At 53.5% G+C, this 22064-nt stretch carries 21 protein-coding genes and 1 pseudogene; 13 read left to right on the top strand and 9 right to left on the bottom strand.

Annotation, left to right across the window (positions count from 1 at the left end):
* Window positions 1-412: 412 nt before the first annotated feature.
* Together ACLRGG_RS15130 and ACLRGG_RS15125 are read left to right on the top strand one after the other, a co-directional pair.
* Window positions 413-973 carry a hypothetical protein gene (locus tag ACLRGG_RS15130; RefSeq protein WP_416250550.1) on the top strand — a complete coding sequence of 187 codons (561 nt, stop codon included), beginning with the start codon at window positions 413-415 and terminating at the stop codon, window positions 971-973.
* Window positions 974-1079: 106 nt separating this feature from the next.
* Window positions 1080-1295, top strand: a pseudogene (locus ACLRGG_RS15125) (Tn3 family transposase); the annotation flags it as partial.
* A gap of 302 nt (window positions 1296-1597) precedes the next feature.
* Here the strand turns inward: ACLRGG_RS15125 and ACLRGG_RS15120 are convergent.
* Window positions 1598-1918, bottom strand: coding sequence for a hypothetical protein (locus tag ACLRGG_RS15120; protein WP_416250549.1), 321 nt, complete (start codon window positions 1916-1918; stop codon window positions 1598-1600).
* 230 nt (window positions 1919-2148) lie between these two features.
* The gene (locus ACLRGG_RS15115) at window positions 2149-2979 is read right to left on the bottom strand and encodes a LysR family transcriptional regulator (protein WP_416250548.1); all 831 of its coding nucleotides are present in this window, start codon (window positions 2977-2979) and stop codon (window positions 2149-2151) included.
* A gap of 123 nt (window positions 2980-3102) precedes the next feature.
* On the opposite strand from ACLRGG_RS15115, the gene ACLRGG_RS15110 reads away from it, so the two are divergent.
* The 4 genes from ACLRGG_RS15110 to ynaL all read left to right on the top strand — a co-directional run bounded on the left by ACLRGG_RS15110 (window position 3103) and on the right by ynaL (window position 5613).
* Entirely contained in the window at window positions 3103-3393 is a 291-nt protein-coding gene (locus tag ACLRGG_RS15110; protein WP_416250547.1) for a putative quinol monooxygenase, read from the top strand.
* Window positions 3394-3638: 245 nt separating this feature from the next.
* Window positions 3639-4079, top strand: a complete 441-nt coding sequence (locus tag ACLRGG_RS15105) for a GlcG/HbpS family heme-binding protein (RefSeq protein WP_416250546.1) — start codon at window positions 3639-3641, stop codon at window positions 4077-4079.
* 124 nt (window positions 4080-4203) lie between these two features.
* Complete coding sequence (gene zntB, locus ACLRGG_RS15100; RefSeq protein WP_416250545.1) at window positions 4204-5187, top strand: zinc transporter ZntB; 984 nt, start codon at window positions 4204-4206, stop codon at window positions 5185-5187.
* 270 nt (window positions 5188-5457) lie between these two features.
* Entirely contained in the window at window positions 5458-5613 is a 156-nt protein-coding gene (gene ynaL, locus ACLRGG_RS21460; RefSeq protein WP_492127488.1) for a proline-rich small protein YnaL, read from the top strand.
* Between the two features lie 68 nt (window positions 5614-5681).
* On the opposite strand, the gene ttcA is transcribed toward ynaL, so the two are convergent.
* Window positions 5682-6611: a tRNA 2-thiocytidine(32) synthetase TtcA gene (ttcA, locus tag ACLRGG_RS15095; RefSeq protein ID WP_416250544.1), complete on the bottom strand. Its 930-nt coding sequence runs from the start codon at window positions 6609-6611 to the stop codon at window positions 5682-5684.
* Window positions 6612-6924: 313 nt separating this feature from the next.
* Here ttcA and dbpA point away from each other — a divergent pair, with 313 nt between their 5' ends.
* Window positions 6925-8313, top strand: coding sequence for an ATP-dependent RNA helicase DbpA (gene dbpA / locus ACLRGG_RS15090; protein ID WP_416250543.1), 1389 nt, complete (start codon window positions 6925-6927; stop codon window positions 8311-8313).
* A gap of 49 nt (window positions 8314-8362) precedes the next feature.
* Here dbpA and ACLRGG_RS15085 read toward each other — a convergent pair whose 3' ends face one another.
* Window positions 8363-8650, bottom strand: coding sequence for a putative quinol monooxygenase (locus ACLRGG_RS15085; protein ID WP_416250542.1), 288 nt, complete (start codon window positions 8648-8650; stop codon window positions 8363-8365).
* 71 nt (window positions 8651-8721) lie between these two features.
* Entirely contained in the window at window positions 8722-9378 is a 657-nt protein-coding gene (locus ACLRGG_RS15080; RefSeq protein ID WP_067701648.1) for an MgtC/SapB family protein, read from the bottom strand.
* A 180-nt stretch (window positions 9379-9558) separates the two neighbouring features.
* Here ACLRGG_RS15080 and ACLRGG_RS15075 point away from each other — a divergent pair, with 180 nt between their 5' ends.
* Window positions 9559-9831, top strand: a complete 273-nt coding sequence (locus ACLRGG_RS15075; protein WP_416250541.1) for a putative hemolysin — start codon at window positions 9559-9561, stop codon at window positions 9829-9831.
* Between the two features lie 62 nt (window positions 9832-9893).
* Here ACLRGG_RS15075 and ACLRGG_RS15070 read toward each other — a convergent pair whose 3' ends face one another.
* Window positions 9894-10886 (bottom strand): 2-hydroxyacid dehydrogenase, encoded by a 993-nt coding sequence (locus tag ACLRGG_RS15070; RefSeq protein WP_416250540.1) that lies wholly within the window; start codon window positions 10884-10886, stop codon window positions 9894-9896.
* Between the two features lie 196 nt (window positions 10887-11082).
* Here ACLRGG_RS15070 and ACLRGG_RS15065 point away from each other — a divergent pair, with 196 nt between their 5' ends.
* From ACLRGG_RS15065 to ACLRGG_RS15055, 3 genes are read left to right on the top strand one after another with little or no spacing between them, the layout of a single operon-like run.
* Entirely contained in the window at window positions 11083-13704 is a 2622-nt protein-coding gene (locus tag ACLRGG_RS15065; RefSeq protein WP_416250539.1) for a YdbH family protein, read from the top strand.
* Entirely contained in the window at window positions 13691-13879 is a 189-nt protein-coding gene (locus tag ACLRGG_RS15060; RefSeq protein WP_067701663.1) for a YnbE family lipoprotein, read from the top strand. The genes ACLRGG_RS15065 and ACLRGG_RS15060 overlap by 14 nt, the downstream gene beginning before the upstream one ends.
* An 8-nt stretch (window positions 13880-13887) precedes the next feature.
* Window positions 13888-14217 (top strand): YdbL family probable chaperone protein, encoded by a 330-nt coding sequence (locus tag ACLRGG_RS15055; protein ID WP_416250538.1) that lies wholly within the window; start codon window positions 13888-13890, stop codon window positions 14215-14217.
* 716 nt (window positions 14218-14933) lie between these two features.
* Here the strand turns inward: ACLRGG_RS15055 and ACLRGG_RS15050 are convergent.
* Entirely contained in the window at window positions 14934-15539 is a 606-nt protein-coding gene (locus tag ACLRGG_RS15050; RefSeq protein WP_416250537.1) for an FMN-dependent NADH-azoreductase, read from the bottom strand.
* Window positions 15540-15773: 234 nt separating this feature from the next.
* Here ACLRGG_RS15050 and hrpA point away from each other — a divergent pair, with 234 nt between their 5' ends.
* Both hrpA and ACLRGG_RS15040 read left to right on the top strand, forming a co-directional pair.
* On the top strand, window positions 15774-19673 hold the full coding sequence (gene hrpA / locus ACLRGG_RS15045) for an ATP-dependent RNA helicase HrpA (RefSeq protein ID WP_416250536.1): 3900 nt from the start codon (window positions 15774-15776) through the stop codon (window positions 19671-19673).
* A gap of 138 nt (window positions 19674-19811) precedes the next feature.
* On the top strand, window positions 19812-20747 hold the full coding sequence (locus tag ACLRGG_RS15040) for a pectate lyase family protein (RefSeq protein ID WP_416250535.1): 936 nt from the start codon (window positions 19812-19814) through the stop codon (window positions 20745-20747).
* A gap of 123 nt (window positions 20748-20870) precedes the next feature.
* Here ACLRGG_RS15040 and ACLRGG_RS15035 read toward each other — a convergent pair whose 3' ends face one another.
* Together ACLRGG_RS15035 and ydgU are read right to left on the bottom strand one after the other, a co-directional pair.
* Window positions 20871-21680 carry a trypsin-like serine peptidase gene (locus ACLRGG_RS15035; protein WP_416250534.1) on the bottom strand — a complete coding sequence of 270 codons (810 nt, stop codon included), beginning with the start codon at window positions 21678-21680 and terminating at the stop codon, window positions 20871-20873.
* 114 nt (window positions 21681-21794) lie between these two features.
* Complete coding sequence (gene ydgU, locus ACLRGG_RS21455; RefSeq protein ID WP_503827129.1) at window positions 21795-21875, bottom strand: small membrane protein YdgU; 81 nt, start codon at window positions 21873-21875, stop codon at window positions 21795-21797.
* Window positions 21876-22064: the final 189 nt, after the last annotated feature.

The raw sequence follows: 22064 nt of genomic DNA, 5'->3' as shown, positions 1-22064 counted from the left end.
CCGAGATCTACACCTCAAGGCCGTCGTCGGCAGCGTCAGATGTGTATAAGAGACAGCCGATAATCTCAAACGATCCTGTACATGAACAGAACCTTTAATATCTGCGCCACCATCATCTTTAAGCCACATGGAAGCAGCCTATGCGATAACAGCCGCCACCAAAACTGCGGCATTCGTTTCCTAAATGTTGCCTGCTGATCGCTGGTAACATGCGCGCCTGCTGGTAGCCATTCAACACTCGTATGTCGCCAGCTGGTAACATCCTCTCTTGCATGCGGGGAACTGTGGCTCTTTCTTGCAGAGATGAAAACCAATCGTTCCCAAAAGCAGCATATAAAGAGGCGGTTTCTTATATCTTTGACCGCTGAAAGATATATAAAGGTAGTACCTCTATCAAAGGACAAGGTTTAATATGCTTTCAGGAAAAATCACATCATTCGTTTCTAGCTTCTATAAAACATCTTCTTCCACTCCGGCCCCCAAAGCAGGGAATGTTACCTTCGCAAAATCAGTTAGCTCAGTGAGAAACACAACTGTCTATCGTGCAGATACACGCTCCCCAGCAACGATTAAGAAATTTGGTTTTTCTGGCACCAACAGTAATGAGCCTTGTGAGGTTCGTGTATTTGGTAAAAATACCGTATTTGCTTCAACCTCAAAAGAAAAAGTTAAAGACTTTATCCATATGATAAAGCACCAAGGCCAGAGCAAAAAATATCACCTTTATCAAATAGAAACCAACAAACAACAAGTTTTCTCATTTCGAGAAAATATGGATAAAAATCCAACATCGTTGATTAATGGCATTGCGAATCTAGCTATTCGAGAATTGGGCATTCCACAGGATGAAGCTCTGGCGTTAGCTAAAGATGCGATACATTCCAACTATCTCGCTGTAGATGAGGTGCAAGTTGAAGGTCCAATTTCCCCTTTGAGTATCAAACACATCAACACGATCAGTATTGATAGTTGATTATCCGAAAGATCGCCTGTCAGCCAGCCGCCGCCCGTTCATGCATAAAAGGAGCGGCGGCTTCCCCATCTTAAGAGTGTAAACTGCTATTCCTGCGTATTCTGGTGAATATGATCGACTGGTACGCAGCATCTATACACTGAAATACCTGCGCGATCCGCAACTGGAACGCAATATCCGTCACTCCCAGAACCGGATTGAATCTTATCACCAGCTCCGTGCGGCCGTCGCCAAAGTCGGCGGACAGAAAGAGTTGAGCGGGAAAAATGACCTTGAAACAGACATTAGTAATCAGTGCGGGCGGTTAATCTGCAACGCGATGTGAGGTAACGGAAATTTCGGCGGTTCCGGCGTAGAACCCCATAATAGAAAAAACAGTATGGTGTTTCCGACTAACGACACAGTAAAAAAGATGTGTAGCAGGCAATCCAGGTATCATCACAAACAGGGACGATACCGATGAGAAACCAGGTAAAGACAAGAGATCGCGAAGTTAAGCAGTATAGGTTAAATCAGCGATTTTGATAATATGTGCTCTGTAATAAGCACATACGCCAGAGCATGCAGATGAATACGCTACTACATCAGCATCAGTGCATTCTGATGCTCAGGGGTAATTATTGATTAGAAAATGAAATGTCTGCGAGAAGGTAACTCTCTTTTAATCAATCCTTTAATCTCTTCCATTGTAGCATTTGGAGGAAATTTATCTAATTCCTGCCGGATTGCACCTCTTCTAATCCCTTCATGACGATTGTCAACGTGTTGGCCTTCAGTTTTACTAATAAAGGAGATATCAGATCTCTGAACGACCGATATACAACGGGAGGAAAAATCTGCTGTTTTGTGGTTTTTATTACTATTTAATGCATTACTTTCTGATGGGGATCCATACCTATTAATATAGAAAGCATGCAGAAAAGATCTGTTAGGTGATAAGCCCATAACTCAACTCCCTTAAATTATAAATTGTTTGATGATTTTAAATATAATCATATCCGTATAATTTTCTTGCAAAAACGACTAAAAAAATTTTTGTGATTCTGAATCAAATCGGACCTTTCTCTATCCGCTAAGCAGGCGATAACGAGCGTCACAAGGATGCCTTTTCTAAGACCTCAGCACTGACCATCCGCGTGGCGCAGGTTAAATTAGTGGGCGTTATCACAAAGTGTTCAATATTCCACCTGTAAATAATCGAGCATACTGGCCATGGATTGGTGCTTTATAAACCGGTGCCACGCGAGATAGACATTACAGGAAATACATGCCTGCTGATATTGCTCCGTCTCCGCTGCACGCTCTCCCAATACGCGCTCGGGAATAAAACCGATGCCAAAATTGTTCTCCGCCAGTAAAAGCATCGTCTGATAGCTTTCCATCTGCGTCATCTGGTATTTGCCCGCTGGCTGTTCGGCATGCCAGCGTTCGACCATATCGCTGTAAAGGCACTCTTTGCCAAAACTGTATAGCGGGATGGGGGAAGCGTTGACCCTTTCCGGGTGTCCAACCAGTACCAGTCGCTCTTCGAATGCCAGCGCGCTGGTGACTTCAGGACTGAGAATCGGTCCGTCAGAGAAGATCATATCCAGCTGACGATTGATCAGCTTCTCTTCCAGCACTCGCGAGTAGGCGTTGATCAGGTTGACCCGAATATGGCTGTTTTCCTGCATAAAACCCACAACCCGCCTGGGTAACCAGAAGTCGATAGCCACATCTATTGCGCCAATGGTCAGCGTAGACACGTCAGCGCCTTTTTGATGCTTTTTGTGGATTTTATCAGAGAGTTCAAGCAGCTGACTGACATCCTGATAGTACTGCTTGCCAAAAGGGGTGACGCTGAGTCTGCCTTTATAACGATCAAACAGCGGCTTCCGGAGCTCGCTTTCAAGTTCTTTTATCATTTTGGTGATATTTGAGGGGACGCAGAACATTGCCTCGGCCGCAGGCACTATCCCTCCCAGCTCGACCACGCGACAAAAGGCCTCAGCCGAACGAAGTTTCATAGGTTTTCCATTTAGTGAAACGATATATTGAAAACAAGTTACTTTAAGGAATTCACTGGGTCAAGTAACCTTCTCTGCGTCACAAGAAATCAGCCATATTCACTTGCACAAGGGAAAATTACTATGATTACACTTAATGTATTCTTTAAAGTTAAGCCGGAAAATAAGCAGGAATTTCTTGCCGTACTGAATAATATGGTCGTCGAGACCAACAAAGAAGAGGGCTGCCATTTTTATCAGCTGTGGAACAATGAAAATAATAAAAACCACTATGCATTAATTGAACTCTGGTCAGGTAAAGATGTACTGAGTGAGCATCAGAAAACACCACACTGGATTGCCTTTAACGATGTGGTTAATACGTTTCTTACCGAACCCTATGATGAACACCATTTTAGTGAAATTGCTCGCTAATAACGACAGCGCTGGCATAATGTGCCAGCGTTTTTTTTACCGCGTTGTCATTATCATCTTTTCTGAGTACGCTCGTCACCGCAATAATTCCTGCTGCATCCATATTCCATTCATTAATTTATTTACGCTTAGTCAGAGAGATAAATAGTGCAGCCATCTGCCTGAATCAGTACGCGGTTTCTACCAGGCTAAAAGCTGTTTCATACTGTGCAGTATGATTTTTCACGACCACCAGGGGGAATGACATGATTGTAAAAAATAACATTGATTTAAACGAGGCCCGGCGCCTGACGGATATCGCGATAGATAAGGCGAAAGACATTGCGTCACCGAGCAATATTGCCGTCGTGGACGCCTCGGGTTTTTTAATCTCCCATATACGAATGGATGGCGCTCAGCTACCCAGTATTGAACATGCCATTAACAAGGCCTACACCAGCGCACTGTTTGGTAAAGCGACCCAGGAGCTGAAGAAAGATGCTGAGCCGGGCGGCGAGCTGTACGGTGTGAATAATTCCCTGAATGGCAGAGTCATCGTCTTTGCAGGCGGGAATCCGTTAATCGTCAACGAACAGGTGGTGGGGGCGATTGGTATCAGCGGCGGGACCAGTGAGCAGGATCGGGCGATCGCTGACTATGCCGTCGCGCAATTCAGGCTGAACGATGCAGCCAGTCAACAGGGTTAACCTGGCGCAGGGCGGGTTTGCAGAATGACACGGTTTCTAACGGCTGAGTAACCTTAACCATTTTGCAACGACCCGGCGGCAGGCTAGACTGTACCGCACTGATTGTCCTTAAAATGGAGCCGCCGTGGACGTTATTGCAGGTAAGTCATTACAGGTTACGGACGCAATTATTGCGTGTCAGCTGGACGGCAAAGGTGGGCTGATCCCCATCGATAATAAAGACGTATTAGCAAGCGATCGCCCCTGCTGGTTACACCTGAATTACACCCACCGGGAAAGTGCCGACTGGCTGTTGTCCACGCCGCTGCTGCCGGATTCCGTCCGCGATGCGCTGGGTGGCGACAGCATGCGCCCTCGCGTCAGCCGGCTTGGCGATGGCACGATGATTACCCTGCGCAGTGTTAATCTGAACAGCGAGTCTCGCCCCGATCAGCTGGTGGTGATCCGGGTATTTATTAATGAGAGACTTATTGTCTCAACCCGGCAGCGCAAGGTCTATGCCATCGACGAGGTGCTGACCGATCTCCAGAACGGTAACGGACCGGTGAATGGCGGCAGCTGGCTGGTTGAGGTCTGCGACGCGCTTAACGATCATACCAGCGAGTTTATTGAGCAGCTGCACGATAAGATTATCGATCTTGAAGATGCAGTAGTGGATCAGCAGGTACCGCCGCGCGGCGAACTGGCGCTGATCCGCAAACAGTTAATTATCATGCGCCGCTATATGGCCCCGCAGCGGGACGTTTTCTCACGTATTGCCAGTGAGCGGCTGCCCTGGATGAGCGATGACGATCGCCGCAGGATGCAGGATATCGCAGACAGGCTGGGTAGGGGGCTGGATGATTTGGACGCCAGCCTGGCGCGTACGGCGGTACTCTCTGATGAAATCAGTACGGTGATGGCTGAGTCGATGAACCGCCGCACCTATACCATGTCGCTGCTGGCGATGGTTTTCCTGCCCACGACCTTCCTGACCGGGCTGTTCGGGGTCAATCTTGGCGGTATACCCGGCGGCGGCTGGCATTACGGTTTCGGCGCGTTTTGCCTGTTGTTAGTGTTGCTGGTGTTGGGTGTTGGTGTGTGGTTACGCCAGCGTAAATGGCTGTAGGGAAGGGGGCGTTAAGGTCGCTAAAGCGAAAATAAACCTGATCCATATCAATACAAAATCGGTTCAGCGGAGGCAAACTCTGTTTCGCAGGTGAATGCAGCGTCAAGCGATGGGCGCTGCGCTCCATATTGTACTACTTCCAAATTTGAATTACTGCATAGCACATTTGATTCATAACAGCCGACGCATAGTCGGCTTTTTTTTGGCCGTTTGCTACTGTGTCAGATGGTGCCTATGCTTAGTATTCAAGCAAAGACTGAGGAGGAAGACATGTTAACTGCAAACGTTATGGACACTCCGCACGCATCTGACCCTATCCCTACCGACCCTGTGCCCATCCCTGAGCCGTTCCCGACGCCTCAGCCGATGCCTGATCCACCGCCGGGCGATCCCGATCCCATTCTGGACCCACCCCCGCATATGTAACCGGGGGTTGGCCGTTGAGCAGCATCTGGCTGCTCAACGGCCATTAGCATAACCAGCGCCTGACTGCCTTATCTGATCTGCATGACATCGAGACGAACCGGGGCGTCCTCATCATCCTCCGGCTGCCAGCCGGCAGGCCTGAGTGGCACAGGCTCGCGGTCGAATGCCAGATCGCCGCCGTCCACCACTTCTGAACCGTGCTGGATCCCTTTGAAATCGAATAGCGACGTATCGGCCATATGCGAAGGCACAATGTCCTGCATCGCGCTAAACAGGGTTTCGATGCGTCCGGGATAGCGTTTATCCCAGTCGCGCAGCATATCGCCAATCACCTGGCGCTGGAGGTTAGGCTGGGAGCCGCACAGATTACAGGGGATAATCGGGTATTCGCGGGCAATGGCGAAACGCTCAATGTCTTTTTCCCGACAGTAGGCCAGCGGGCGTATAACGATATGCTTCCCGTCATCGCTCATCAGCTTAGGCGGCATACCCTTCATTTTTCCGCCGTAAAACATATTCAAAAACAGCGTTTGTAAAATATCGTCGCGATGATGGCCCAGGGCGATTTTGGTACAGCCCAGCTCGGTGGCGGTGCGGTAGAGAATGCCCCGTCGCAGGCGCGAGCAGAGTGAGCAGGTGGTTTTGCCCTCGGGAATTTTGTCCTTCACGATGGCGTAGGTATTCTCTTCGACGATCTTATACTCCACGCCGAGCTTGTCGAGATACTCAGGCAGGATGTGTTCCGGGAAACCTGGCTGCTTCTGATCGAGGTTAACGGCTACCAGAGAAAAAGAGACCGGCGCGCTTTGCTGGAGATTGCGCAGTATTTCCAGCATCGTATAGCTGTCTTTACCCCCCGACAGGCACACCATAATGCGGTCGCCTTCTTCAATCATATTGTAATCGGCAATCGCTTCCCCAACGTTGCGGCGCAGACGCTTTTGCAACTTATTAAGGTTGTACTGCTCTTTCTTAGTATTGTCTTGATGTTGGTGCATAATTTAGCGGCTCAGATTCAAAATGGGGGGCATTACGCTTATTTTGCCAGTTTCTCTCAGCAATGAAATCTTTTCGTTTGAGTTCATCGGTTCCGGCATGCGTCGTTGTGGCGAGTATGGTACGGATTACAGCGGCGAAAGCCAGCGCCAATTATCTACTTTTATCCTCCCTGCGCCGTTGTGTCGCTGAGCATCACGCCGCTCGTCACACTCTGCCTGCTGCGCGTTTGCGCATCCGCCAGTAACCGCCATCGTCCGTTCTCTGGTACACTCTGCGGCAATACGCCCGTCGGTTTCTATCAGAGAGTAACTTGTGACTGCTTTTTCAACCCTGACTTCCCTGCCAGCCAGCCAGATCGATAATCTGACCGAGCTTGGCTATCACAGCATGACACCTGTTCAGGCCGCGTCGCTGCCGGCGATCCTGGCGGGGCGCGACGTGCGCGCCCAGGCGAGGACCGGCAGTGGTAAGACCGCTGCGTTTGGCCTGGGTGTAATGCACCGTATAGACGTGACGCAATTTACCACCCAGTCACTGGTGCTATGTCCCACGCGCGAACTGGCCGATCAGGTCGCTAAAGAGCTGCGCCGTCTGGCGCGCTTTACCGCAAATATTAAAATCCTCACGCTCTGCGGGGGGCAGCCGATGGGTGCCCAACGCGATTCGCTGGTGCATGCGCCTCACATTGTGGTGGGAACACCCGGACGTATCCTCGATCATCTTAAGCGTGAAACGCTCAAGCTGGAGCAGGTCACCACGCTGGTGCTCGACGAGGCGGACAGGATGCTGGAGATGGGGTTTCGCGAGGATATCGATGCGATAATCCGCTATTGCCCGGTTGAACGCCAGACGCTGTTATTCTCGGCCACCTGGCCGCAGGATATGGCGAAAATCAGCCAGAGTATCCAGCGCGATCCGCTGGCCGTCGAAACCGATGTGGTCTCCGATCTACCGGCTATCGAACAGGTATTTTACGAGGCAGGCCCGCGCGAGAAACTGCCCGCACTCATTGGCCTGCTGAGCGCTAAGAAGCCGCGCTCCTGCGTGGTGTTCTGCAATACCAAACGTGAGTGCGATGACATTGCTCACGCGCTGGAGAGCAAAGAGATTAGCGCTCTGGCCCTGCATGGCGATCTTGAACAGCGCGACCGCGATCGGGTGCTGATCCGCTTTGCCAATGCCAGCTGTCGCGTGCTGGTCGCAACCGATGTGGCCGCGCGCGGTCTGGATATCAAATCACTGGAAATGGTGGTGAACTATCAACTCTCCTTTGACCCGGAAGTGCATGTTCACCGTATCGGTCGTACCGCCCGTGCGGGCGAGCAGGGCAGCGCCATTAGCTTTGTGGCTGCGGATGAGATGATCCGCGCCCACGCGCTCGAGGATTTTTTACAGCAGAAGCTGAGCTGGAAGGGTGTTGCTGAACTTAAAGCCGTCGCTTCACAGCCGCTGCCAGCCGAAATGGCTACCCTGTGCCTGGACGGCGGGCGTAAAGCCAAAATACGTCCGGGAGATATCCTGGGCGCGCTGACGGGTGATGCGGGGCTGAAGAGTGAAGTGATAGGAAAAATTGATATCGCCGCTACCCACGCCTATGTGGCTATTCGCCATGACAGCGCACGGCAGGCGATGAAGCAGCTTCAGCAGGTGAAAATCAAAGGTAAATCCTGTCGTGCCGTGCTGCTGAAGTCCGCCTTCTGATTTTATTGCGGCCAGCCAGATGAACGACTGGCCGCGTTAAGAATGTCTTTTACACGCGGTGTACAGCAGGGGGCGTTGACAGCAGCGGTTCAGCATCGGCCATCAGCGTTTTGAAATGCGGCTGCTCACCGTGGGTTCTGACGGCCTCTTCGTTCTTCCAGGTTTCATGGAAAAGGAAGACGTTACCGTCTTCAACGCTGCGGTAAAGATCGTAATGAACGCATCCCGCTTCTGCCCGGGCAGGTTTTACGCCGTGCGTCAGGACTTTCTTCAGCTCATCAGCCTTGCCCGGTTTGGCAGTGAATTTTGCTACAACAAGAATATTTTTATCGCTCATTCTGTTCTCCATACGTTTGCTTGCAAATTTGGCCGGACTAAACGGCCATGATAATCCCTTTTACGTCACGGCTAGTGCATTTCAACCGAATGCACGCCTTTAATTTCCAGTAGTGAATCATAAATCTGGTGGGGTGCGATTTTTCGTGACAGGGTCACGTCAATCGTCATCTCACAGAGTCCGGTCTCGACATCCCGATTCACAATGGAAACCTGACCGGTTCTGACGCGCTCCTTCTCGAGTACAATCAGCACCATGGGAACGCTTTTCGGTTTAAGGTGAAACACCAGCGTATGATGGCGGCCGATAAGCCAGTGGCTGATTCTGCGGAACGTTTCCAGCACCACCAGCGCCAGCAGCGTGCCATAGATACCAATTTCATACAGACCACTCCCGATAACCAGTCCAATCGCGGCGGTGACCCACAGACCGGCGGCAGTCGTCAGCCCCTTAACGATCTGCTTCTGAATAATAATAGTCCCGGCGCCCAGAAAACCCATTCCGCTGACGACCTGAGCGGCAATACGGCTGGGATCCAGACCAATATGCGCCTGCATAATTATGTCATCAAAGCCATATTTAGAAACGATCATAAACATGGCGCTACCGATACCCACTAAAATATGCGTACGCAGACCCGCTTCTTTAGCCCGCAGCTGGCGCTCAAGTCCAATTAATCCACCCAGTGCACCGGCCAGCGCGATACGTAATAACAGATCCATTAACACAGGCTATCCTTCTGATTTATTGTCATCTTTCATTGTTACACGCCCTTTTTTATAAAATAAGAACGCAGGCTATTGCTATTATTGTGATTATTAAATGGTAAATATTCGTGACAGCTATCGACCCACATCCGATCCTGGCTTATGCTGACAAACCGCATAAATACCAACCCGGAGTGGATAATGAAAGCAGCGACTTTACTGCTGCTGGGGGCATCTCTCGTGCTCTCAGGCTGTAGCAGCGACAGCAATGATGAACCGCCACAGCAGGCAACCAGCGCCCATGTCCCCACTAAAGTCGTAATGTCCGATCTGGCTGCCAGCGCCTGCTCCAATGCCGGTGGCCTGCTGGCCCTTTCGCGTCAGCTTGATGGCTCTGCCGTCGGCATGTGCCAGCTGGCAAATGGACGACGCTGTAATGAAAGCGCGCTGGCTGGCGGAACCTGCGCGCGCTAAGCGGGGCGGTGAGCCGGGATGGAGCAGGCGGAGCGGATAACCCATCAGCTGTAGCGAATGATCTATGCCGTTACCGCGTTCGGACAGGATCCGCCGGCGGCAAGCTGACTGATATTTTGCAGCGTCGTTTGCGAGATGCCGGTCAGGGCCTCCGCCGTCAGGAATGCCTGATGGCCCGTGAACAGCACGTTATGGCAGGCAGACAGACGGCGGAAAATATCGTCCTGAATAACGTCGTTGGATTTATCCTCAAAAAACAGGTCGCGTTCGTTTTCGTACACATCCATGCCTAATGCGCCTATCTTCTGCAATTTCAGGGCATCAATCGCCGCCTGGGAATCAATCAGCCCGCCCCGGCTGGTATTAATGATCATCACCCCATCTTTCATTTTTTCAAATGCCGACATATTCAGTAAATGGTGGTTTTCTGGCGTTAGCGGACAGTGGAGCGAAATAACATCAGCTTCACTGAACAGGGTGGCGTTATCCACGTACTCCACGCCCATCTCCAGCGCCAGCGGATTTGGCCAGGGATCGGACGCCAGCAGGCGCATGCCGAAGCCTTTAAGGATACGCAGCGTAGCAAGGCCAATTTTACCCGTGCCGATAACGCCGGCGGTGCGGCCATGCATATTAAAGCCAATCAGCCCTTCGAGTGAGAAATTAGCGTCGCGGGTTCGCTGATAAGCACGATGAATACGGCGATTAAGCGTCATCATCATTCCTACCGCGTGTTCAGCAACGGCTTCCGGGGAATAAGCGGGAACGCGAACCACGTGCAGACCCAGGGCGTTGGCGGCGTCGAGATCAACATTATTGTATCCCGCACAGCGCAGCGCGACGAATTTAACGCCCAGCTCTGCCAGCTCCTCAAGCACGGCGCGGCCCCCATCGTCATTCACGAAGATGCAAACGCCATCGCAGCCCGTGGCATTTTTAGCCGTACGTTCGGTGAGCAGGAAGTCAAAAAACTCCAGTTCATAGCCATAGCCTTCATTGACCTGCTCCAGATACTTCCTGTCGTACTGTTTGGTACTGTACACCGCTATTTTCACGATTGCTCTCCTGCTATGCCGAAGGGAATTCATCAACGGACATCTTAACAAGATTTGATATCAGGCTGCGACCCTTACCAGAGCCGGGTAACTATCACGGCTGCCTGGCCTGTTTTCGGGGAAAAACTTCTCCATCCGGGCTTAACGTGCCATCATTTACCTCACTTAACCTGTCGAAATAAACGGACTTTATATTATGACCCGGGGCTGGAAAGTTTTAACCGCAGCAGCAATAAGCATCGTCGTGCTATTGGCGGGAATGATGCTGACCATGACGCACTGGCTGCCGCGGCTGGCGGGGGTCTGGCTTCCTGCGGGAACATCCGTAGCGCTGGACGGTCGGCCTGGCTGGCATCAGGGCGCGCTTTCCGTGCCGGGTATCCGCTATCTGGCCGGGCAGTGCGTGCTGGCTGATATGCGTGATGTTTCGTTGAGTAAGCGAAGCGGTCGCTGGCTGCTCGGGGCCGCCGACGTCAATATTAACAGCGCATGTTTCGATAGGTTACCGCCCGGTAAGTCTGACGCCGCGCCGCGAACGCTGGCGGCCTGGCAGGCAATGCTGCCCACTGCCCAGGTATCCATCGATCGTTTTTCGGTCGCTCCCTGGCAAAATCTGGCGGGCGCGCTGAGCATAAGGCTGGACGACGATCGTCAGCAGATCAGCTATAGAGGTGATGCGCTGTCACTTAAGGCGAGGCTGGAAGGCAACCAGCTGAATATCGACGCGCTGACCTTTCAGGCTCCCGGTATTCCTGAACCGGTACAGCTTTCCGGCACGCTGCATCTTCCTGCCATTCCGGATACCCTGCCAGAAGAGGGGCAGCTGGGCGCTAACCTGGTGCTACAGGGCGTGCCGGCCCCCCTGAGCATCAGACTGAACTGGCAGCAGCAGCACGGCGAACTGGTGGTCACGGAGAAGGATAACCAGACGCTGCTGGTCAGCTTACCCTGGCAGGTTGCCGCCGACAGCATTCAGATAACCCAGGGGCAGTGGCGCTGGCCCTGGGCGTCACAGCCGCTCTCTGGCGGCGTAGCTCTGACCCTGAATCACTGGCAACAGGGGCTGGCGGCGACGGAAATCACCGGGCGCCTTAACATCCTGACTCAGGGGCGCGGTGGGAAAGGCAACGTGGTCCTTACGCTGGGGCCGGGCCATCTTGATCTCGTTAACAGCGCACTGCCCTTCAGGATAACGGGCGAAAGCAAGCTGGCCGAACTGCAATTTTACGCCGGGCTTCCCGGTGAAGTGCATGGCCCGCTGCTTGATCCTGCACTCCTGCTCAGCCCGGGTGCGCTATTACGTATGCGAGGGCGGCTACTCCCGACGCTGGAGGTTGACGAGGCACGCTGGCCGCTGGCCGGCGTCACCGTATCTTCAGCGGGAATTGATGGACGTTTACAGGCGATCCTTAGCGCGCACGATCCGCAAATGGGACGGTTCAGGCTGCATCTGGATGGTCGGGCGACGCAGTTCTGGCCGGATAAAGGCCTGTGGCAGTGGCGCTACTGGGGCAACGGCAAAATGGTGCCGCTGTCAGCCACCTGGGATGTGAACGGAAATGGGCGCTGGCAGGAGAGGTTGATTGAACTGACGTCACTCTCCACCGGCTTCGATCGGATCCGCTATGGCGGCGTCAATGTTCATGCGCCCAGACTGACATTAACCACGCCGCTGCGCTGGGATCGGGCTAAACCCTCTTTTGACGGGGCGCTGAGCCTGACCGCCCGACAAACGTTGTTTGGCGACGGTAGTTACCTGCCGCCCGCCACGCTGGCGCTCAACGTCAGCGGTCGCGATCCGGCCTCTTTTCTCTATCGGGGCACGCTTCAGGCGCAGGCAATTGGCCCGGTGCGCTTGCTGGGCCGCTGGGATGGTACGCATCTGCGCGGTCAGGCCTGGTGGCCGACGCAGCCTCTTGTGGTCTTCCAGCCGCTGCTGAGTGATGAGCTGAAAATGAAGATCCGCTCCGGTACTCTCAGGGCGCAGGTGGCCTTTTCCGCTGCCAGCGATAGCGGCCTGGCGGCGGGCGGTCACTGGGTGGTGAGCAACGGGAGCGCTTCACTGCCGGATAACGATATCAGCGGCGTCGATTTCTCCCTGCCGTTCAGGCTAAAGGTGGATCGGTGGTATTTCGGCGCAAAAGGGCCGGTCTCTCTTCGTATTAAAGCGATTAAAAATCAGTTTACCCTGCAAAATATCACTGCCGATCTCCAGGGGGGGTTTCCCTGGAGCGAAGAGCATCCGCTGCGCCTGAGTAACGTCGGCATGGATATTCTGGGCGGGACGCTGCGTATGGAGAGCTTGCAGATGCCGCAACATGAAGCCGCAACGCTACGCATCAAAAATATCAGCGTCAGCGAGCTGGTCACGGCGATAAAACCGAAACAGATTGCGATGTCCGGGCATATTAATGGTGCGCTGCCGCTGTGGCTGAGTCATCCCCGCTGGCTGATTAAGGACGGCTGGATCGCCAATAGCGGCCCGCTGACGGTCCGGATGGATAAGGACCTTGCGGATACGATTTCCAACAACAATATTGCGGCAGGTGCGGCGATGAACTGGCTACGCTATATGGAGATTTCACGCAGCTGGGCCACGCTGGATCTGGATAACCTAGGGGTGATGACCTTCAGGGCGCAGGTCAACGGTACCAGCCGTTTTAGCGATAAAAATCAGCGCGTGTCGCTTAACTATACGCAGCAGGAAAACCTGTTTCAGCTCTGGCGCAGTTTGCGCTTTGGCGATAACGTGCAGTCATGGCTGGAAGATAACGCCACACTGCCGAAGCACAAGGAAAAATTTGATGAAACGCATTAGCCTGCTGATGCCCGCCGCTGCGCTGTTGCTCAGTGGCTGTACGCCCCGTATTGAGATCGCGGCGCCAAAGGAGCCGATTACCATCAATATGAACGTCAAAATTGAGCATGAGATCCATATCAAGGTGGATAAAGACGTTGAGGCACTGTTAAAAAATCAGAGTGATTTGTTTTGAGGGGAGGCATGATGAGCGGGATAAAAAATATGCTGATTTACCTGCTATTGCTGCCTGCGGCGGCCATGGCCCTGACGTTGAGCGAGGGGCGTCAGCAGGGTCGGGTGGGTGAGACGCTGTCCGGCTATATCGCACCGCGAGCTGAGGATGCGGATACGCTGGCCCTGGTTGAGCGCATCAACCAGGGGCGCAGTCAGCAATACCTGATGCTGGCCCGCCAAAACGGTCTGACGACGGAAGAGGTTGCCCGTATTGCCGGGATGAAGCTGGTCGACAGGGCCGCTGCGGGCGAATATGTTCGCGGGATTAACGGGCAGTGGCTACAGAAAACACCTTAATCCTGTGCCATTCCGGTGGTGACTGGAGCATATCGCCGATGGGTGTTGTCCGACTGGCTAAAGGCCTGGTACTGTCGCCAATCGCCAATCGCCAATCGCCAATCGCCAATCGCCAATGGGGGGGCGGCTGGCTAAAGTCTGGTGTAGTCGCCAACGGATGGTGCCCGGTGCCTGGCGGTCCTCGCGCCGCCTTCGCTCCGCTCGTTGACCTTTCGGACCGGGCATGACGTGACATCCCTGGCGGGCATGCCCCTGTGCCAGCCTCCCTGCTGGCCCATCCGGGTCTTCCTCTCTGCGCTCAGCGCTGCGGATTGCCTGTCACCGGGCCCCACCCGCTGGCTCCATTTACATTGTGTTGGCTGCGGGTAACGGCGGTTTCGGGGGTTACACAAGATCTTTCGGCAAGTTTTAAAAGAAAGAACTCTGCAAATAAGAAAATGGATGAGCATTGCTACAGCTCAAAAGCCTGAATGTTATTAGGGCTTAACTGGACGTCGTGCTGATGATAACTGCGGACAGACAAGCGGTTTTATTGAAAGCACTCACGTACAGACGGAGAGCTAAAAGTTTTTACTTAAAGCAGCACAGCAGAAATTCCAGCCTGCACAACTGACATGCCCCCAGCCGGACAGAAGACCAACCCGAAAGAAAAAGCCCGGTGGACACGGGAATTGTCCACCGGGCTGTATCGGTCACTGCAACAGCATAATCAAAAATTATGCGGTCACCAGCTCTTCCAGCACGGCTTTCGCGTCAGTCGTGGCTTTAGTCGCCACTTCCGGACCATATGCAATCCCCTCGGCGAAAACAAACTTCACGTCGGACATGCCCAGGAAACCCAGGAACAGCTTCAGATAAGGCGTAAGCAAATCGCTTGGGGTATCCTTATGGATGCCGCCACGGCTGGAAATAACCACCACCTTCTTACCTGTCACCAGGCCTTCAGGACCATTCTCGCTATAGCGGAACGTTACGCCCGCGCGGGCAACCAGGTCGAAGTAGTTTTTCAGCTGAGTAGGAATGTTGAAATTATACATCGGTGCCGCAATAACAATGGTGTCATGCGCTTTCAGCTCGGCAATCAACGCGTCAGACAAAGACAGCGCTTCCTGCTGGCGCGGCGTCAGAGCAGCATCGGAAGGGCGCAGCGCACCGACCAGCTCGCCATCCAGCACCGGGACTGGATTGGCAGCAAGATCGCGAATGGTAATAGTGTCGCTACCGTGCGCGGCTTTCCACTCTTCAACGAAATGATCGGCCAGCTGGTTAGACTGAGAATAACCGGCGAGAATACTGGATTTCAGTACTAATACATTGCTCATGATAATTTCCTGTGTGATACGCGGAACACCTTCCGCTCAATGACATACACTTTATGGACAAACCTCCCTCAGGGATAGTGCAATATTCTGAGGTCTACGTTCGAAATTACTGAACAAGCAAACCACGTACGGCCAGGAGCTAAGTGTCTGTCTGTGCTACACTACGCAAAATTTTTAACCTGAATAGTCCGCTGTTGACCGGTTCAACGGCAACAGAATGAGCGTGTAAATCCTATGTCAGAAAACACTCAGTCAGCGCTGGCGCTTCTGCTGCCGCGACTTGATTCGCTAATGCTGCGCGATCGCCAGCGTTTGCAAAAGCGCTTCAACGGCGCAAAAAAAATGAAAGAGGCCAGCGCTCAGCAGGCCTTAGCCGACGCGCTGGATGCTGAAATCACCCTGGCTGAACAGAAAATCGCCCAGCGACGCGCGGCAATCCCTGCTATTCGCTACCCGGAAGATCTGCCGGTCAGTCAGAAAAAAGACGAAATTGCAGAAGCCATTCGTCATCATCAGGTCGTGATTGTCGCGGGTGAAACCGGATCGGGTAAAACCACCCAGCTCCCCAAAATCTGTATGGAACTGGGCAGGGGCATCACCGGTCTGATTGGTCATACTCAGCCGCGTCGCCTGGCGGCACGTACCGTCGCCGACCGTATTGCCGACGAACTGGAAACCACGCTCGGCGGCTGCATTGGGTATAAGGTCCGTTTTAATGACAAGGTCAGCGACACGACTCAGGTCAAGCTGATGACCGACGGGATCCTGCTGGCGGAAATACAGCAGGATCGGCTGCTGATGCAGTATGACACCATCATTATTGATGAGGCGCACGAGCGTAGCCTGAATATTGACTTTCTGCTGGGCTACCTGCGCGAATTGCTGCCGAAGCGCCCGGATCTGAAAGTCATCATCACCTCGGCGACCATTGATCCTCAGCGTTTCTCGCGTCACTTCCATAATGCACCGGTAATCGAGGTTACGGGCCGTACCTGGCCGGTTGAGGTGCGCTACCGGCCTGTCGTTGAGGACGCGGAAGACACCGAGCGTGACCAGCTACAGGCGATTTTTGATGCCGTCGATGAGCTGGGTCAGCTCAGCCGCGGGGATATTCTGATCTTTATGAGCGGCGAGCGTGAAATCCGTGACACGGCGGATGCGCTTAACCGGCGCGACCTGCCGCATACGGAAATCCTGCCGCTTTTTGCCCGCTTATCTAACGCCGAGCAGAACCGCGTATTTCAGTCGCACACCGGCCGGCGGATTGTGCTGGCAACCAACGTCGCTGAAACCTCGCTGACCGTGCCGGGGATCAAATACGTCATCGATCCCGGTACCGCCCGCATCAGTCGCTACAGCTTTCGCACGAAAGTCCAGCGACTGCCGATTGAACCTGTTTCACAGGCCTCGGCGAACCAGCGTAAGGGCCGCTGTGGGCGCGTGTCGGAAGGGGTCTGCATCCGGCTCTATTCGGAAGATGATTTCCTCAGCCGTCCGGCCTTTACCGACCCGGAGATTTTGCGCACCAACCTGGCGTCGGTTATTCTGCAAATGACCGCGCTCGGGCTCGGCGATATCAGCGCCTTCCCGTTTGTGGAAGCGCCCGACAAGCGCAATATTCAGGACGGCGTAAAGCTGCTTGAAGAGCTGGGGGCGATTACCCAGAACGAAAATCAGCACTATAAGCTGACGCCATCAGGGCGCTCGCTGGCGCAACTGCCGGTCGATCCGCGGCTGGCAAAAATGGTACTGGAAGCGCAGCGCTACGGCTGCACCCGCGAAGTGATGATCATCGCTTCGGCATTATCCATTCAGGATCCGCGTGAAAGGCCGGTCGATAAGCAGCAGGCCTCTGATGAAAAGCACCGCCGCTTTACCGACAAAGATTCTGATTTCCTCTCCTTTGTTAATCTGTGGAACTACCTTCAGGAGCAGCAAAAGGCGCTGGGTTCCAGTCAGTTTCGCCGCCTGTGTAAAACCGACTATCTTAACTATTTGCGCGTGCGTGAATGGCAGGATATCTATACCCAGCTGCGTCAGGTTGTGCGCGAGCAGGGCATCCCGCTGAACACCGAGCCGGGTGATTTCCGCAGCGTTCACACTGCGCTACTCACCGGGCTGCTTTCGCATCTGGGCCAGAAGGATGCGGACAAACAGGAATATACCGGCGCGCGCAATGCCCGCTTTGCCATTTTCCCGGGGTCGGGGTTGTTTAAAAAACCGCCGAAGTGGACCATGGTCGCAGAACTGGTTGAGACCAGCCGCCTGTGGGGGCGCATTGCGGCGCGCATTGAGCCGGAATGGATCGAGCCGGTTGCCGGGCATCTGATCAAACGCAGCTACAGCGAGCCTCACTGGGAGAAAGCCCAGGGCGCGGTGATGGCCAGCGAAAAGGTTACCCTGTACGGACTGCCGATCGTTGCCGCGCGCAAGGTCAACTATGGTCCGATCGATCCCGTGCTGTCGCGTGAGCTGTTTATTCGCCATGCGCTGGTCGAGGGCGACTGGCAGACGCGTCACGCTTTCTTTCGGGGTAATCTGCGGCTGCGCGAGGAGGTGGAAGAGCTGGAACACAAATCGCGTCGCCGCGATATTCTGGTGGATGATGAAACGCTCTATGCATTTTACGACGCCCGACTTCCTCGGGATATTGTCTCTGCGCGCCACTTCGACAGCTGGTGGAAGCAGGCCAGCCGGGAAGAACCCGGGCGGCTGAATTTCGTCAGGGAGATGCTGGTTAAAGAGGGCGCTGACGGCGTCAGCCAGCTGGACTATCCCGACGTCTGGCAGCAGGGCGACCTTCGCCTGCGACTGACCTATCAGTTTGAGCCAGGCCAGGAAGCCGACGGCGTGACGGTGCATATTCCGCTGCCGTTGCTCAATCAGGTCACCGAGGCGGGCTTCGAATGGCAGATCCCCGGTCTGCGACGCGAGCTGGTAGTGGCGCTGATCAAGTCGCTGCCGAAACCGGTGCGGCGAAATTTTGTTCCGGCTCCTAACTATGCCGATGCGTTTATGGGACGCGCCACCCCGCAGGCGTTACCGCTGCTGGATTCGCTGGAGCGCGAGTTTCGTCGCATGAGCGGTGTGACTATCGATCATGAGGCCTGGCAGTGGGACCAGGTACCCGACCATCTGAAAATCACTTTCCGGGTAGTGGATGAAAAAAATCGTAAGCTGGGTGAAGGGCGCAGCCTGACGCAGCTTAAGGATGCGCTGAAGGGCAAGGTGCAGGAAACGCTGGCGGACGTGGCGGATGACGGACTGGAGCAGAGCGGTTTGCAAAGCTGGAGCTTCGGCGACCTGCCGGACCATTTTGAACAGAAACGTGGCAGCTACAGCGTAAAAGCCTGGCCAGCGCTGGTGGATGAAAAAGAGAGCGTCGGCATTCGTCTTTTTGACAGCCAGCATGCCCAGCAGAAGGCGATGTGGCGAGGTCAGCGCAGGCTGCTGCTGCTCAATATTCCTTCACCGGTGAAATACCTGCACGAGAAACTACCTAATAAAGCCAAGCTTGGGCTGTATTTCAACCCCTACGGTAAAGTGCTCGAGCTGATTGACGACTGCATTTCCTGCGGCGTTGACCGTCTGATTGCGGAATTCGGCGGTCCAACCTGGCAGGAAGAGGCATTCAGCCAGCTTCATGAGCGGGTGCGCGCCGGACTGAATGACACCGTGGTGGACATCGCCAGCAGGGTTGAACAGATCCTGACCTCCGTCTTTACCATCAATAAAAAGCTCAAGGGAAGGGTGGATATGACCATGGCGCTGGCGCTCTCGGATATCAAGGCGCAGATGGGTGGCCTGGTCTACCGCGGTTTCGTGACGCAAAATGGCTGGAAAAGGCTCTCTGATACGCTGAGATATCTGCACGCCATCGAGCGACGTCTCGAAAAGCTGCCGGTGGATCCCCACAGCGATCGCGCCAGAATGCTGAAGGTTGAAAAAATTCAGCAGGCCTGGAGCAGCTGGTACAACAAATTACCTGAAGTCCGGCGCGATGATGAGGAAGTGAAAGACGTCCGCTGGATGATTGAAGAGCTGCGCGTAAGCTACTTTGCTCAGCAGCTGGGAACGCACTATCCGGTCTCGGAGAAGCGTATCCAGCAGGCGATGGATGACATTTCATCCTGATCGGCAACCCTGCGCTGCGCGTTAATTAGTTAAGTCAAATTAATCAATTAAGCGGGAAATAACTGGCCTGCTCTCTGCCGTTAGGGCTATAACTTTAAGGGAGATCCCCTTAGGGGCCATTAATGAAAGGAGAGTAATATGAGTTATCCGGATAGCAAATTAGCGGGCATTAGCGGTTTTGCTAAAGCACAAGGTGTGACCGGTGGATGGGCAGGTTCAGTAGTCTATGTTGAAACGCTGGATCAGTTGCAGAAGGCGCTGGAGGATACAACGCCGCGCGTGGTGGTGTTAAACCGTAATATTCGGGCAGACAGCCTGACAAAAGTTAATCTTGGGGCAAATAAAACCCTCGTTGGTTCGTATGAAAATCGCACGCTTAATAATATTCATTTCCGCAGCACGGAAGCTTCCGGGAATATTATTTTTCAAAATCTGGTATTGCAGCACAGCCGTGAGTTCAATCACAACGATGATATTCAGCTCTATCTCAGCCAGGGTAATAAGTACTGGATTGATCACGTTACCTGGGAAGGGCATGACTGGGCCGACAGTGACCACAGCACGGATAAGCTGCTGTATATTGGCGCGAAAGCCGACTGGGCGACCGTCAGTAACTGCCTGTTTAAGAATCATCGCTATGGCTTGATTTTTGGCTGGCCGGCTGATGACCAGACGGGTTATGACGGTTTTCCGCATTTGACCGTCTGCCACTGTCATTTTGAAAATGTTTATACCCGTGCGCCCGGCCTGGCCAGGTACGGTTACTTTCATTTCTACAATAACTATATTAATAACTTCGCGCTGGGGTTCACTATTGCCACGGGGGCAAAAATTGTTTCCGAAGCGAATTACTTTGGTGCCGGAAGCGAAAAAAATGGCATGCTTGATGATAAAGGCACCGGAACCTTTACCGACAGCGGAAGTTATCCGGCGCTGCCGAATAAAACGTCGCCGCCGAGCAAGTGGACGCCTTCCTCTAATTACGCTTATGTGGCGAAAACCGCGCAGGAGGCGAAACAATTTACGACAGAATATGCCGGTGCGCAGAGCGCCAGACTGGTATTTGGCGGCTAACTAACGCATCAGGCACCCGCCGTAAACGTAAGCTTATCTTCAGCAAAAGACGACGAAACGCCGTTAAAGAGAGTCGCAGGTAAAAAAAACCTCTCATGTGAGAGGTTTTTTTATTGATGCACACTACCGGGCCAGTGCTTCAAGGCTGTCGCGGAAAGCGGTGACGGCAATTGCGCGGTTGTCGGCAAGATAGCGGTCTTTTGCCGCGGGTGCAGAGCTCTGCACGGCAATCAGCTGCCAGGCATTATTCACCTTCAGCAACAGCGGGGAGCCACTATCCCCCGGCAGAGTATCGCACTGATGCGACAGAACGCTTTTCTGCGCCCAGCCGGTGATTGCACAGTCGGTATGGGCATAAAGCGCGTCGAGATGATCCTCGGGGTAGCCTGCCTGCGTCACCTTACGCTCATCCAGCTTCAGGGCGGCAGTCAGGTCGCTGCGGCTGCCGTCAAAGAGGGGAATCGGCGTGATCCCGGACGGTGGATTATGCAGGATAATCAGCCCGAAGTCGTAGGGGGCGGCAGAAGAGGGAACAATCCAGCCGTCGCCATCTGCTTTCAGTTTCTTACCCAGGGCGGGATCGACACGCGCCTCGATATCGTGGATCTCATAACGCCAGCCGCCTTTGCCATTGGCAATAAAGCGCAGGGCGACGGCTTTGTCGATTTTACCGGGCGGGGCCAGCAGACAGTGGCCGGCCGTCAGGGCCAGGTGGGCAGAAATAAGGGTGGCGCTACAGAGGTTACCGCTGGCGGTTTCGAGCTGGCCGATGGCTTCCCACGGCTGGCTTGCAGCGTTATCAACGGGTTTACGATCGTCTTTACCGAAGAAGAGGGTTTTGACGTCAGCTTCATTAAGCCCGTCATCATCGTCTGCGTGGGCATAGTGCGAAAAGGCGAAACATCCGATTAAAAAGGCAGCAGTTAGGCGCATGTCTCTCTCTGAATGGAGAATTATTGTGAGGTTAGTACCACGTAACAGTAGTAACTATAGACGGATAGTGGCTTAAAAGGGAGATTAATTTGGAATATCAGCACGCTACAGGAGTCAGAGATAGAAGCTGGCGGCAACAACACCGCAGGCAATCATCGTCAGCAGGATAATTTCGAATAAGTAGCGACGAATCATCATCCGATACTCCAGAAAGAAACACCCGGAGGATCCGGGTGTTTTAGTGAGTCAGTATTGAGTGGGAGCGGGCTCCCGCACGACAAATTACGCTTTGTGAGCTGCTTTTTTGTGGTGCACTTTTTTAGCAGCCTGAGCTTTCTGCGCTACAGCTTTGTGAGCTGCTTTCTTGTGGTGCACTTTTTTAGC

Source organism: Erwinia sp. PPS120 (assembly GCF_047918655.1).
GTDB lineage: Bacteria > Pseudomonadota > Gammaproteobacteria > Enterobacterales > Enterobacteriaceae > Erwinia > Erwinia tasmaniensis_A.
This window is presented reverse-complemented; position numbering and strand designations above follow the sequence as displayed.

Excerpts from the sequence above, each read along its gene's own strand:
- ydgU (WP_503827129.1), bottom strand. The coding sequence starts at position 21,875 with ATGATTCGTCGCTACTTATTCGAAATTATCCTGCTGACGATGATTGCC.
- ACLRGG_RS15035 (WP_416250534.1), bottom strand. The coding sequence starts at position 21,680 with ATGCGCCTAACTGCTGCCTTTTTAATCGGATGTTTCGCCTTTTCGCAC.
- ACLRGG_RS15075 (WP_416250541.1), top strand. The coding sequence starts at position 9,559 with ATGAAAGCAGCGACTTTACTGCTGCTGGGGGCATCTCTCGTGCTCTCA.
- ACLRGG_RS15130 (WP_416250550.1), top strand. The coding sequence starts at position 413 with ATGCTTTCAGGAAAAATCACATCATTCGTTTCTAGCTTCTATAAAACA.
- ACLRGG_RS15065 (WP_416250539.1), top strand. The coding sequence starts at position 11,083 with ATGACCCGGGGCTGGAAAGTTTTAACCGCAGCAGCAATAAGCATCGTC.
- ttcA (WP_416250544.1), bottom strand. The coding sequence starts at position 6,611 with ATGCACCAACATCAAGACAATACTAAGAAAGAGCAGTACAACCTTAAT.
- ACLRGG_RS15105 (WP_416250546.1), top strand. The coding sequence starts at position 3,639 with ATGATTGTAAAAAATAACATTGATTTAAACGAGGCCCGGCGCCTGACG.
- ACLRGG_RS15120 (WP_416250549.1), bottom strand. The coding sequence starts at position 1,918 with ATGGGCTTATCACCTAACAGATCTTTTCTGCATGCTTTCTATATTAAT.
- ACLRGG_RS15060 (WP_067701663.1), top strand. The coding sequence starts at position 13,691 with ATGAAACGCATTAGCCTGCTGATGCCCGCCGCTGCGCTGTTGCTCAGT.
- ACLRGG_RS15055 (WP_416250538.1), top strand. The coding sequence starts at position 13,888 with ATGATGAGCGGGATAAAAAATATGCTGATTTACCTGCTATTGCTGCCT.
- ACLRGG_RS15110 (WP_416250547.1), top strand. The coding sequence starts at position 3,103 with ATGATTACACTTAATGTATTCTTTAAAGTTAAGCCGGAAAATAAGCAG.
- ynaL (WP_492127488.1), top strand. The coding sequence starts at position 5,458 with ATGTTAACTGCAAACGTTATGGACACTCCGCACGCATCTGACCCTATC.
- hrpA (WP_416250536.1), top strand. The coding sequence starts at position 15,774 with ATGTCAGAAAACACTCAGTCAGCGCTGGCGCTTCTGCTGCCGCGACTT.
- ACLRGG_RS15115 (WP_416250548.1), bottom strand. The coding sequence starts at position 2,979 with ATGAAACTTCGTTCGGCTGAGGCCTTTTGTCGCGTGGTCGAGCTGGGA.
- ACLRGG_RS15050 (WP_416250537.1), bottom strand. The coding sequence starts at position 15,539 with ATGAGCAATGTATTAGTACTGAAATCCAGTATTCTCGCCGGTTATTCT.
- ACLRGG_RS15040 (WP_416250535.1), top strand. The coding sequence starts at position 19,812 with ATGAGTTATCCGGATAGCAAATTAGCGGGCATTAGCGGTTTTGCTAAA.
- ACLRGG_RS15085 (WP_416250542.1), bottom strand. The coding sequence starts at position 8,650 with ATGAGCGATAAAAATATTCTTGTTGTAGCAAAATTCACTGCCAAACCG.